The sequence below is a fragment of the Pseudomonas sp. GW821-FHT02A08 genome (genome assembly GCF_059422045.1).
Genome location: NZ_JBWKWD010000034.1, coordinates 25,326 through 38,264 on the forward strand (window position 1 = coordinate 25,326; position 12,939 = coordinate 38,264).

Genomic DNA, 12,939 nt, shown 5'->3' on the forward strand with positions numbered 1-12,939 from the left:
GCTCCCACATTGGAATGCGTTCCCCTGTGGGAGCGGGCTTGCTCGCGAAGGGGCAGGAACATTCAACATCAATACCCCTTCTTTCTCGATTTGACGGTAACGCAGTTATCAAGCCCGGTTCTGCTTAGCCTTCAGATTTCGCGCATACCACGGCCGTTGCGGCACTTTGCGAAACAGATCCTTCAGCTTCTTCTCGTCCTCGCCAAAGGTAATGCGCAACGCCAGCTTCATGGTTTCCGGGTCCATTTCCACCGACTTGCCCTCCTGCAACCCCAGGGTGGTACTGCAGCCGTGAGTGACCGGGCCGAGCCACGGGTCATCGATCTCGACCCAGCGTCCCGGCGCGAACCATTGCACGCCGTTGACCTGCAGCCGACTGAGCTGCCCCGGATGGAAGCGCTCGTGGGCGCGGAACCAGTCTTCCAGGCGATCGTCGATCCAGCCGTGGAAATGCCAGAACACCGGGCTCACATGGGAGGAAAACGGGTCGCCGAGAAAATCGTTTTCCGGTGCAAACCAGCGTGCGGAAAAGTCCGACGGATCCCGGGCGAACGGCACCGGCTGACCGTTGGACGGATCACGGGGCACCGAAGCCCAGCGCATGTGCAGCCAGTCGTGCAGGCCCAACTCGACCTCCGAGCCGAACTGGCCGAGGGTCAGCGTCGACAGGTAACGCGGGTCGCGGTAGCGGGATTCCCAGACCTGGAAGTTGCTGTGATAGGTCTCGCCGGTCTTGATGTCGCTGACCCATTGCGTGTACTCGTCATCGTCCTCGGCCAGCCAGGCAGGCGGCAAAGCGGTGCCGTCGTGGTTGTCGAAGTAACGCGCAAAGCCTGGCCGGTCCCGCGCCAGCTCCGGTTGCGGCAACGGGAAGTGCGTCCAGGACGGCAGGTCCTGCATCGAGCGCGCGGTGCCGAGCATGTGCCGGTGCATGAAGAAAAAGTCCACGCCCGAACCGTTGCGATCCTTGCGCTCACCTCGGGCGTCACGCTCCTTGTCTCGCGGGCCGGGTTGCCAGCCGAGCCCGCGCAAGGCGCCGCGCTGGTCTTCGGACAGCTTGTGCCACTTGTCCCGGGAGGCATGCCAGAGTTGGTGGAACAACCGGTGCTCCGGCGATACCAGCCAGGCCAGCAGGGCCGTATTGAGGCCGGTGCGTTCGCGCGCTTCAGGGAATACCTGCTTGACGGCAATGAAGCGATTGTCCTGGGCCGTCAGCATCAGCGGGCGCTTGAGGTCCAGCACGCGCCCGCTGAGACTGCCGCTGCCGGCGTTGCCGAAACCGGCCCAGACTTCGTCCAGGGTCATGTCGAATTCGTATTCGCAACAGCCGCTGGCCCCCAGCAGCCGCCAGGCCAGCTGCTTCGGGTTGGCCCCGGACAGATCGCCGAGCACCCGGTAACGGGGCTCTTCGGTGGAGCGCAAACGCTCGACGGTGTCGAGATAACCACTGACGCCGCGCCCCTTGTGGCCAATATCGAGGAACACCTCCAGGCCTTCGAGGGGCAAGCCTTCAATGCCGGCGTCACGACCTTCGAAACGAATCCGCCAGACCCCGCGCAAGGTATCCGCCAAGCGCTGGCCGACGACATCCGCCACGTCGAACGAGGCTTCGCCGGGGGTGATCGTCGGGTCCGGCCTGGTCAATTCGCGATGCCCGTAATACACCGCAGGCACAGCGGCACCGGTCAGCGCCAGACCCGCGAGGAACCATCGTCGAGAAATCGTCATTGCCCTACCTGTGTCAGCCATGGAGCAGGCTTTATCCAAGCTAGAACGAGTGTTGCGCCGCAGAATTTAAGAGCTTCGCTAGCAAGCCCGCTCCCACATTGGAATGCGGTCACCTGTGGGAGCGGGCTTGCTCGCGAAGAGGCCGGCACGAACAACTAAATTCTCAGCCCAGCCACTCGTTCCCCCCAGATAGCAAAGGCCCCCGCGCCTGATCCGGGGCGGCAAACCTGACTGAGACGGCAATGACAAAACCACGTTCAAAAAAGGCTCTTTTCATCGGCCTGCCGCTGGCCCTGGCGATCAGTGCGGGTGCGGGCTTCGCGGCCTGGGACTACGGGTTCAGGGACAACCCGGGCTACCCGGTCAAGGTGATGAAACAGGCCGATCAATTGCAGGAACGTATCCTCTCGTTCGACAGCCATATCACCGTGCCCATGGACTTCGGCACCGCCGGCAACGAAGTCGACAAGGACGGCGAAGGCCAGTTCGACCTGGTCAAGACCGGGCGCGGGCGCCTGTCCGGGGCGGCACTGACGATTTTCGGCTGGCCGGAAATCTGGAACGGCCCCAACGCCCCCCATCGCCCTACCGCCGGTTTCGTCGACGAGGCCCGCTTTGAGCAGGAAACCCGCTACAAGATCATCAGCGCGATGGTTCGCGATTTCCCCAACCAGGTGGCCATCGCCTACACCCCCGACGACTTCCGTCGCCTGCACGGCGAAGGCAAGTTCGCAGTGTTCATCAGCATGCTCAACGCCTACCCGCTGGGCAATGACCTCAACGCCCTGGACAAGTGGGCCGCGCGCGGCATGCGCATGTTCGGCTTCAGCTACGTGGGTAACAACGCCTGGGCCGACTCGTCGCGGCCACTGCCGTTCTTCAATGATTCGCGGGATGCGCTGGGCGGGCTGTCGGACATCGGCAAGCAAGCGGTGCATCGCCTCAACGACCTGGGCGTGATCATCGATGTGTCGCAGATGTCGACCAAGGCCCTGGAGCAAGTGGCGCAACTGAGCCGCACACCGATGGTCGCCTCACACTCGGCGCCGCGCGCCCTGGTGGACATCCCGCGTAACCTCAGCGATGCGGAAATGCAGTTGATCAAGAACAGCGGCGGCGTGGTGCAGATCGTCGGCTTCCCGACCTACATCCGCCCGCTGAGCCAGACTACCCAAGACAAACTCAACGCCCTGCGCGCGCGCTTCGACCTGCAACCGCTGCAAGGCCTGGAGATGGCCCTGATGCCCGGCGACCCGGTGATCACCGTCTGGCCCGAGCAGCGCTTCGGCGAGTACGCCAGCCAGCTCTATTCGATCCTTGACGAAGAACCCAAGGCCACCCTCAAGGATTACGGCGATGCGATCGACTATGCCGTGAAAAAAATCGGCATCGACCACGTCGGCATCAGTTCCGACTTCAACGACGGCGGCGGCCTCGATGGCTGGAAGGACGTCAGTGAGGCCCGCAACGTGACCGCCGAACTGATCAGCCGCGGCTACAGCGACGCCGACATCGCCAAACTCTGGGGCGGCAACTTCCTGCGGGTCTGGGACCAGGTGCAGAAGTCCTCCCGGCCTGTGGTTAAAAACTGATTTCTTCTTTGCCAGAGCGAACCGAATCCATGACCAACCGTCGTTCATTCCTCAAGCAGGCCGGCATACTCGCGGCCGGCATTCCCCTGGCCTCGGCCGTCAACCTGCCGACACTGGCCGCCAGCCCCGCGCCACTGCCCAAGGACAAATGGGACCAATTGCGCCAACTCTTCACCCAAGACCCGAATTACCTGCACTTCGCCAACTTCCTGGTGACCTCGCACCCCCTTCCCGTGCGTGAAGCCATTGAAATGCACCGTGCCAATCTCGATCGCAACCCCGGCCTGGCCATGGACTGGCATCGCGGCGAAACCGAACGCCGGGAAGAAGAGGTGCGCGTGTGGGCCGGGCGTTACCTGAAAGCCAAGCCATCGCAGATCGCCCTGACCGGCAGCACCACCGAAGGCCTGGCGATGATCTACGCCGGCATCCACGTGCGCCCGGACCAGGAGATCCTCACCAGCGAACACGAGCACTACGCCGCCAACAGCGTGCTCGAATACCGCACCCGGAAGGACGGCACCCAGGTTCGCAAGATCAAGTTGTTCGAAGACCCGTACAAGGTCTCGACCGCCGAAGTGCTGGCCGCGATCGAACGCAACATCCGCCCCGAAACCCGTGTACTGGGCATGACCTGGGTGCATTCCGGCAGCGGCGTGAAATTGCCCATCGGCGAGATCGGCAAACTGGTGGAAGAGAAAAACCGTGGCCGCGCCGACAAGGACCGCATCCTCTACGTGATCGATGGCGTACACGGTTTCGGCGTGGAGAACGTCGACTTCCCGGACATGCACTGCGACTTCTTCATCGCCGGCACCCACAAATGGATGTTCGGCCCACGGGGCACCGGGATCATCTGCGCCCGTTCCGACGAGCTCAAGGACGTGACCCCGACCATCCCGACCTTCTCCGAAGCCACGCAATTTTCCACGGTGATGACCTACGGCGGCTATCACTCGTTCGAACACCGCTGGGCATTGACCGAAGCCTTCAAGTTGCACTTGGACCTGGGCAAGGCTGAGGTCGCGACGCGCATTCACGACATCAACAGCTACCTGAAAAAACGCTTGCAGCAGCACCCGTCGGTGGAGCTGGTCACGCCGCTGTCGCCGGAATATTCCGCCGGTTTCACTTTCTTCCGCATCAAGAACCGCGACTGCGAAGAAGTCGCCAATTACCTGATGGATCAGCGCGTGGTGTGTGATGCCGTGGACCGCGATGTCGGGCCGATCATTCGTGTGTCGCCGGGGTTGCTCAATACCCAAGCGCACATCGACCGCCTGATGGAACTGCTGGCCAACCAGGTCTGACTGAGCGAGAGCCATTATGAAAAGCACCCTGAAAAAATTCGGCGCCCTGACGCTGTTGGCCGTGCTCGGCAGCGCCTTGCCCGGCCTCGCCCAGGCCTACACCGCGCCATTGCCGGGCAAGGTCTTCAAGGATTGCCGTAACTGCCCGGAAATGGTGGTGCTGCCCGCCGGCACCTTCACCATGGGCACCCCGGACGACGAAGTCGGCCGCGAGCCTGATGAAGGCCCGATGCATGAGGTGACATTCGAAAAACCCTTCGCCATGAGCCGCTACCAGATCACTGCCGGCGAATGGGCCCAATACATGAAGGAAACCGGGATCACCCTGCCCGATGGCGACACCCGCCCCGGCCGCGAGTGCATCAACAGCAAGCCGCGTTATCCACAGGGCCCGCGCCAGCCGGCGGTGTGCATGAACTTCGCCGAGGTCAGCGCCTACGTCGCCTGGCTGTCGATGAAGACCGGCCAGCACTACCACATCGTCAGCGAGGCTCAGCGCGAATACGCCGCCCGCGCCGGGTCAACGGGAGCGTTCCCCTTCCCGTTCGACCCCGGTACCGACTACAGCATCGCCACCCACGCCAACACCTACGGCCCGACCGACGGCTACAGCTACAGCTCGCCGGTCGGCAGCTACCCAGCGAATGCCTTTGGCCTATATGACATGCACGGCAACGTCTACGAGTGGATCGCCGACTGCTACCACCCGGACTACGTCGGCGCGCCCACCGACGGCAGCGCCTGGACCGAGCCCGACTGCGACACCCTGCGCATCCGTGGCAACGACTGGGGCGAAGCGCCGGTGTTTTCCCGCTCGGGCAACCGCAACGACATCGACCCGCAAACCCGTGGCGACTGGATCGGATTCCGCGTAGTACGCAATCTCTAACCTCCCCCCAACCCTTGTGGGAGCGGGCTTGCTCGCGAAGGCGTCGTGTCAGCCAACATCAACTTTTCTGACCCACCGCTTTCGCGAGCAAGTCGGATCGCCGCACCGCCGCTCCCACAGGTTTTGTGTAACTCCCCCGCCACCCGTCCCCCCCCCTTTAAATTAAGCCCTCCATCAGACGTTCTACTGGGTATCTGCCTCAAGACCCAAGGAACCCTCTGCTCATGACCCAGCCAACGCGCGGTGCAATTCATGAATTGTTCAGCCTCCTGAAACCGTTCCGGCTCGTCGTCAGTCTGTCGATCCTCCTGGGCATGGTCGGCGGCCTGAGCGTCACAGTGCTGCTGGCCACCATCAACAATGCACTGCATTCGCCGCACGGCCTGACCCAGGGTGTGGTCGCGCTGTTCGGCGGCCTGTGCCTGCTGGCCCTGGGCAGTTCGATCTGTTCGGACATCGGCACCAACTACGTCGGCCAGCACATCATTGCCAAACTGCGCAAAGAGCTGGGAGAAAAAGTACTCTCGGCGCCCATCGAGCAGATCGAGCGCTACCGCAGCCACCGGCTGATCCCGGTGCTGACCCACGACGTCGACACCATCAGCGACTTTGCCTTCGCCTTCGCGCCGCTGGCGATTTCCCTGACCGTGACCCTCGGCTGCATGGGTTACCTGGCGATATTGTCGTGGCCGATGTTCCTGATGATGGTGCTGGCGATTGCCATCGGCACCGGCATCCAGTTCTACGCCCAAGGCAAGGGCATCCAGGGTTTCATGGCCGCCCGCGACGCCGAAGACGATCTGCAAAAGCACTACAACGCCATTGCCGGTGGCGCCAAGGAGTTGCGCATCCACCGCCCGCGCCGCCAGCGCATGTTCGAATCGGGCATCCAGGGCACCGCCGATTTCATCTGCAACACCCAGGTGCGTTCGATCAACACCTTCGTGATCGCCAAGACCCTCGGCTCGATGCTGTTCTTCGTGGTCATCGGCCTGGCACTGGCCCTGCAATCCTTCTGGCCAAGTGCCGACCAGGCGGTGATGAGCGGTTTCGTGCTGGTGCTGCTGTACATGAAAGGCCCGATCGAGCACCTGGTCAGCACCTTGCCGATCGTGAGCCGGGCGCGCATCGCCTTGCGCCGCATCGCCGAACTGTCGAGCCAGTTCTCCTCCCCCGAGCCGCACCTGCTGCTCAACGACAAAGGCACCCCGCCGATCGTGGTCAACCGCCTGCAACTGGACAACGTCAGCTACGCCTTCCCCGCCGCACCGGGCAGCGACGCGTTTCGCCTGGGCCCGGTGAACCTGACCATCGAGCAAGGCGAGATCATTTTCATCGTCGGCGAAAACGGCTGCGGCAAGACCACCCTGATCAAGTTGCTGCTGGGCCTCTACGCGCCGCAACAGGGCTCGATCCTGCTCAATGGCCAAGGCATCGATGCGCACAATCGCGACGACTACCGCCAGTTGTTCACCACGATTTTTGCCGATTACTACCTGTTCGATGACGTGGTCCAGGGCGACCGGCACATCCCCGAAGACGCCAACCAATACCTGCAACGGCTGGAGATTGCGCACAAGGTCAGCGTCAGGGACGGCAGCTTCACCACCACCGACCTGTCCACCGGCCAGCGCAAGCGCCTGGCGCTGGTCAATGCCTGGCTGGAGGAACGCCCGGTGCTGGTGTTCGACGAATGGGCCGCCGACCAGGACCCGACCTTCCGCCGCATCTTCTACACCGAGCTGCTGCCGGACCTCAAACGCCTGGGCAAGACCATCATCGTCATCTCCCACGACGACCGCTATTTCGACATGGCCGATCAACTGGTGCGCATGGAATCGGGCCGGGTCGTCACCGAGCGCGCAACCGCCTGAACGCGGTGGCCGCACGCAAATCATTGTTTTTTGAAGTTTGTTTTCCGGTTTAGCCAAAGTGGTCCGTCTAATAATAATTATCATTAACTAAAACTGCACACACCATTCTGGAGCGATTCGAGCAATGCAAAGCCTTACTCTGCCCCGCGCACCCTTGGCGTTAGCCATCGAACGGCAAAAGAAATTCCGAACGGTCGTGCCGGGTGCGCTGCTGACCCTGTTGCTGCTGGGTACGTCCCAGGTGGAAGCAGCCCCGGTGAACGTCAATGTACCGGCCCAATCGCTGGCCAGCGCATTGCGCCAACTGGGCCAGCAGACCAACCTGCAGATTCTCTACAGCCAGGACATGGTCAACGGCATCAAGTCCACGGCGGTGTCCGGCAACATGGAACCGGAACAAGCACTGAAAACCTTGCTGCTGGGGAGCGGCATCAACTTTCAGTTGAATGGCAACACCGTGTCGCTGGTGCCATCGGCCGGTGACTCCAGTGCACTGCAACTGGGCGCGACCTCCATCACCGGCGTGGCGTTGGGCCCGACCACCGAAGGCTCGCACTCCTACACCAGCGATGAAGTGACCATCGGCAAAGGCAACATCAAGCTCAAGGACATCCCGCAGTCGGTGTCCGTCGTCACGCGCCAGCGCATGGACGACCAGAACCTGAACAGCCTGCAGGACGCCATGCGTCAGGTCACCGGCGTGACCATCAAGACCTACAACTCCGGCTCCAGCCTCAACGACGTATACATGCGTGGCTTCCTCGTCGACCAGGTGCAGGTCGACGGCGTCTCGCAGCCCACCGGCCAGGGCGACATGGCCACCAGCTTCGACCTGGCGATGTACGACCGCATCGAAGTGCTGCGCGGCCCATCGGGCCTGTACCAGGGCGCCGGCGAACCCGGCGGTACGATCAACGTAGTGCGCAAGCGCGCCCTGAGCAAATTCGCCCTCGGTGGCGAACTGGCCGCCGGCTCCTACGATCGCTACCGTTCTTCGGTGGACGTCACCGGCCCGCTGAACGAACAGGGCACCGTGCGCGGTCGTTTCATCACCGCCTACGAGAACAACCAATCCTTCGTCGACTACGCGCAGAACGAACGCCCGATGGTCTACGGTCGCCTGGAATTCGACCTCGACCCGGCCACCACCCTGTCGGTCGGCGGCGCTTACCAGAAGAACAACTCCACCCCGGCCTTCGGCTTGCCGGCCTACGCCGACGGATCATTGCTCGACGTTCCGCGCTCGACCTTCGTCGATGCCAAGTGGAACACCCTCAACGAAAAAGTCTGGGAATCCTTCGCCGAACTCGATCACGAACTGGACAACGGCGGTCAGTTCAAGACCACCCTGACCTACCGCGACGCCGAAACCCCGGAGCGTAACTTCACCTGGGCCGACGGCGCGGTCGACCCGGCCACCGGTGATAGCTGGGCCGTGGCCTACGACTACTACACCCACATCAAGACCATCGGCGTCGACAGCTTCGTCACCACGCCGTTCGAGTTTGCCGATCGACGCCACGAGTTCACCCTGGGCGCCGAGTACCAGCACCTGGACAAGGACTTCACCTACGGCGGCGGTGAGTACTTCCCGATCAACGTATGGGATCCGGGCAGCATCGACATTCCCCGCAACGACTATGCCCACGTCAACGGCAACTGGTCCAAGTCCGATCAGTACGGCGTCTACACCCGCGCCAAGTTCAACGTCACCGACTGGCTCGATGTCATCGGCGGCAGCCGCGTCACCTGGTACGAAAGCGATGCGAAGAACGCCAACGCCTTCTTCAACAACTTCGGCGAAGCCCACACCAGCATCAACCGCAAGGTCGTGCCGTACGGCGCCCTCATCGGCAAGATCACCCCTGAACTGTCGACCTACTTCAGCTACACCGGCGTATTCAAACCGCAGAGCGAAATCGGCACGGACGGCCAGCCGGTCGGCCCGCGCGAAGGCAAGCAGTACGAGATCGGCCTCAAGCGCGAATTCTACGAGGGTCGCCTGAACGCCAGCCTCGCCGCCTTTCGCATCTACGATGAAAACCGTGCCGAATACGACAACACCTCCGGTGCCTACATGACCGAAGGCAAGGCCCGCAGCCAGGGCTGGGAAACCGAGTTGAGCGGCAACCTGACCGACAACTGGAGCATCGTCACCGGTTATGCCTACACCTCCACCAAGTTCCTGGACGGCGATCAGGCCAACAAAGGCAAGACCTTCAGCACCATCACGCCCAAGCACAACTACAACCTGTGGACCAAGTACGAGTTCACCGACGGTGCGCTCAAGGACTTCAGCGTCGCCGGTGGCGTGCGTGTGGTCAGCGACACCTACTACCAGCGTGACGTGAAGTTCAAACAAGGCGGCTATGCCGTAACCTCGGCGCAGGTCGGCTACAGGTTCAACGAACACCTGTCGTCGACACTGACGGCCAACAACCTGTTCGACCGCAAGTACTACGACCGCGTCGATGCCTCCTGGGGCACCAACTTCTACGGCGACCCGCGTACCCTGACCCTGAGCCTGCGCGCGCAGTACTGATGGCTGAGTGCATCATCCGCAACCACAGGCTGGGCCACTTGTAGGAGCGAGCTTGCTCGCGATGGATTCAAGAGCGCTGCGTTTAGCCAGTAAACACGCGTTATCGTTAACGACCATCGCGAGCAAGCTCGCTCCTACAGGCGGGCAGCCTTTGTATCTGGAAAGGTGCTCACTCGCTGGCGAATGGCAACGGTGATGCGCGTTTGTTGCTCCGGGTTCAGGAATCAGTCTTGCGATCGTGCGCGGCAGCCCTGAGTTGCTCGGTATCGACGCGGACAAACATGGAGTCCCCGACAGCGGTCAGGACATCCCCGGCGAAGACCTCGCAAATGACCCGGCTTTTGCGCCCGACCTCGCCCTCGACTCTGGCACGCAGTGTCAGGGGGACACCCATCGGGGTGGGCTTGATGTACTTGATGCCCAGGTTACCGGTGACGCAGGTGATGTGGGGCAAGCTGCCCACCTCGCGTTGCTCTGCCCGGTAGTGATAAGCCATCGCTGCCCAGTTGGAGTGGCAATCGACCAACATCGCGATCAAACCGCCGTAAACCAGACCCGGCCAGCCGCAGTACTTGTCCTCCGGCATGTGCTGCGCCACGACATGCACCCCGTCTTCATGCCAGTAGCTCTTGATGTGCAGCCCGTGCGGGTTCTGGCTGCCGCAGCCATAACAAACGCCTTCGGGCGCGGCGATGTCTTGAAGCGAAATGTCCTGCGTGGTCATACCGTGTCCATCCTTAATACCGGGTGGTTGAAAGCGGACCGGGTCACCCCGGCCCGCAGCGCCTGATCAATATTGGCAGAAGCGAATCCGGTTGCCGAACGGGTCGTAGACTTGCAGCTCTTTGCCCCAGTCCTGCTGGACAATATCAGGGCGTCCATACCCGTAGCGCTTGCCCTGCAATTCGTCCCTGAGCAGTTCGATGTTTTGCATCGGCACGAACACCGTCGAGCCCGGGCTGGCATCACCGTGATGCTCGGAAAGGTGCAGTTGCAGGCCGTCGCGACTGATGCCCAGGTACAGCGGCAGCTCAGCCTCGAAACGATGCTCGAACTCGACGCTGAACCCGAGGAAATCCAGATAGAACTCGCGCGCCTTGGCTTCATCGAAACTGCGCAGAATTGGAATGGGTTTGTCGAAAGTCACAGCAGGCGTGGACGGCGTACTTGCCTGGGAAAGCAGCGCCGACGCGGTGTTCCAGTCCTTGTAGCCCAGTTGCTGCGCGACCAGTTCCAGCGCGGTGGAATGGGTCACCGCCTGATTGCGTTCCTCCAGCGAGGCGCGCAACTGCTTGGCCATTTGCTTGGCTTGCTCGATTGAAAACATGACTGCTCCTGTGGCCGAGATGCTTTGGTGCTCGCATTGCCAAACCTCGACCGTCAAGAGAGGCGACAGGGTTTGCATGAGGAGGAGATGCTTTCACCTTTCCCATCGGGAGCGAGCGGCGGGCAGCATCGGGCCGATGTCGATAATACATAGCCGCCGGGGTCTGCGAAAGGTGTGCCCCGCTGCTGCTCGCACCCCGAGGCCTGCGGTCTATTCCTGTAGGAGCCAGCTTGCTGGCGATGTTCTCAAGTGCGCCGCGTTTATCCTGCTCTCACGCGTCATCGTTAACGACCATCGCTGCGATGCGGCGACCCGACAAGCCAGCTCCTACAGGTATTGCGTTATCCGTGTTTCCCGGGATTACGTGATGATCCTTTTTTTGGGGGGCAACCGGCGATGAAATACCCTGAAGATCAGGGATATTCCTGCCGAGCATGCAACACGCTCAATATTTCGATTTGATCCGTCACTCAACCAGCATCCTGCTTGTTGTGCATTGACTCGATGAGGGCTCGCTTACCCGACCATTGCGTGGCGTCAGATCGTAAGGGCTGTGTTTCCGACTGCCAACCGCAAACCTTCGTAGGACGTTTCCTGCCAACTCCGAGGATTTCAACGCTCTTTAACAAGGCATGACAGCAGGTTAGAAACCACTCGATAGCGCCTGTTTAAGCGGCCTACAGGTTACTTCGTGAAAGCCACAACGCCTTGCGCCGTTGCCTACAGGTACGCCAGAATCCGCCGGCTTGTGCGCCTTGGGGGTGGTCGGTAACTTGGTTCGGGTCACTGATTGCCAGTGATCGGGTTTAGTAGCCCGTGGTTACCCAGGGTGTATAGCCCATCAAATAGTCAGGTATCCATCCCTGCACTTTATGGTGGCTGTGTGCAGGGCGCCCTCGGGCGCGCCGGCTCCCTGGGTCCCCGGTCTACTAACCTGCGCACAGCTACCACCCTTCTTATTAGTAGAGAGGCGGTGGTAGCTCACTAACAGGACCCAAATCTATGTTCAAGGTAACTCCGAATCCGCCGGACTCCGCCCCGGACTCCCCACACGAAAGTCCCGAATCAAAACAAATCCACGAAGCCGCCGAGCGCGCCTTCGATCCAGGCCCCAGCATCATGGCCACCCCGCGCACACCCAGCACCATGTTCATCGTCAACCCCGAACTCAGTACCGAAACTCTGCTGGTGCATGCCTGTGAGTCGCTGGCGTCGGCCAATGTCATGGCCAACGATCTGGTGGATCATCTGGAGGGGACAAGCCGCAATGCACTGTTGGGGATTGCGCAGGTGATCATGCTGGGGGAACTGGCGGTGAATCGGGCGCTGGATCGGCTTGATCCGCCCTGACCACATTTCCCGGATCACCGATAGACCTGTGGGAGCGGGCTTGCTCGCGAAGGCGGTGTGTCAGGCAACTTATGTGTCGGCTGAAATATCGCTTTCGCGAGCAAGCCCGCTCCCACAGGGGTACGACGTCGCTGATCACTAATATGTAAGGCCAAACTCTCGCCAATCTGCCCCGCCAGTTGCACCAGCATCCCAGGCACTTCCTGGACCATTTCGCCCATGCGCGAAAAGTCGTGGATTGCGCAGGTAATCATGCTGGGGGAACTGGCGGTGAATCGGGCGCTGGATCGGCTTGATCCGCCCTGACCACATTTCCCGGATCACCGA

At 61.6% G+C, this 12,939-nt stretch carries 9 protein-coding genes and 1 pseudogene; 7 read left to right on the plus strand and 3 right to left on the minus strand.

Features of this window, described 5'->3' with window-relative positions; genetic code table 11:
* Positions 1–108: 108 nt before the first annotated feature.
* Positions 109–1,728 carry a pyoverdine maturation tyrosinase PvdP gene (gene pvdP, locus AC07W4_RS21440; RefSeq protein WP_495033887.1) on the minus strand — a complete coding sequence of 540 codons (1,620 nt, stop codon included), beginning with the start codon at positions 1,726–1,728 and terminating at the stop codon, positions 109–111.
* Positions 1,729–1,970: 242 nt separating this feature from the next.
* On the opposite strand from pvdP, the gene pvdM reads away from it, so the two are divergent.
* The 5 genes from pvdM to AC07W4_RS21465 all read left to right on the plus strand — a co-directional run bounded on the left by pvdM (position 1,971) and on the right by AC07W4_RS21465 (position 9,935).
* Positions 1,971–3,320 (plus strand): pyoverdine-tailoring dipeptidase-like protein PvdM, encoded by a 1,350-nt coding sequence (gene pvdM / locus AC07W4_RS21445; RefSeq protein WP_495033888.1) that lies wholly within the window; start codon positions 1,971–1,973, stop codon positions 3,318–3,320.
* 29 nt (positions 3,321–3,349) lie between these two features.
* Positions 3,350–4,630, plus strand: coding sequence for a pyoverdine-tailoring periplasmic protein PvdN (gene pvdN, locus AC07W4_RS21450; protein WP_495033889.1), 1,281 nt, complete (start codon positions 3,350–3,352; stop codon positions 4,628–4,630).
* Positions 4,631–4,646: 16 nt separating this feature from the next.
* Complete coding sequence (gene pvdO, locus AC07W4_RS21455) at positions 4,647–5,519, plus strand: dihydropyoverdine dehydrogenase (protein WP_495033890.1); 873 nt, start codon at positions 4,647–4,649, stop codon at positions 5,517–5,519.
* Positions 5,520–5,743: 224 nt separating this feature from the next.
* Positions 5,744–7,393: a cyclic peptide export ABC transporter gene (locus tag AC07W4_RS21460; protein WP_495033891.1), complete on the plus strand. Its 1,650-nt coding sequence runs from the start codon at positions 5,744–5,746 to the stop codon at positions 7,391–7,393.
* A gap of 124 nt (positions 7,394–7,517) precedes the next feature.
* Complete coding sequence (locus AC07W4_RS21465; RefSeq protein ID WP_495033892.1) at positions 7,518–9,935, plus strand: TonB-dependent siderophore receptor; 2,418 nt, start codon at positions 7,518–7,520, stop codon at positions 9,933–9,935.
* Between the two features lie 217 nt (positions 9,936–10,152).
* Here the strand turns inward: AC07W4_RS21465 and AC07W4_RS21470 are convergent, their stop codons facing one another.
* A complete protein-coding gene (locus AC07W4_RS21470; protein WP_495033893.1) occupies positions 10,153–10,659 on the minus strand; it encodes a PaaI family thioesterase in 507 nt (168 codons plus the stop codon).
* A gap of 66 nt (positions 10,660–10,725) precedes the next feature.
* A complete protein-coding gene (locus AC07W4_RS21475; RefSeq protein ID WP_495033894.1) occupies positions 10,726–11,262 on the minus strand; it encodes a glyoxalase superfamily protein in 537 nt (178 codons plus the stop codon).
* A 1,002-nt stretch (positions 11,263–12,264) separates the two neighbouring features.
* Between AC07W4_RS21475 and AC07W4_RS21480 the strand changes: the two genes are divergently transcribed.
* The gene (locus AC07W4_RS21480) at positions 12,265–12,612 is read left to right on the plus strand and encodes a DUF6124 family protein (protein WP_495033895.1); all 348 of its coding nucleotides are present in this window, start codon (positions 12,265–12,267) and stop codon (positions 12,610–12,612) included.
* 237 nt (positions 12,613–12,849) lie between these two features.
* A pseudogene (locus AC07W4_RS21485) lies at positions 12,850–12,918 on the plus strand (DUF6124 family protein); the annotation flags it as partial.
* Between the last annotated feature and the right edge of the window lie 21 nt (positions 12,919–12,939).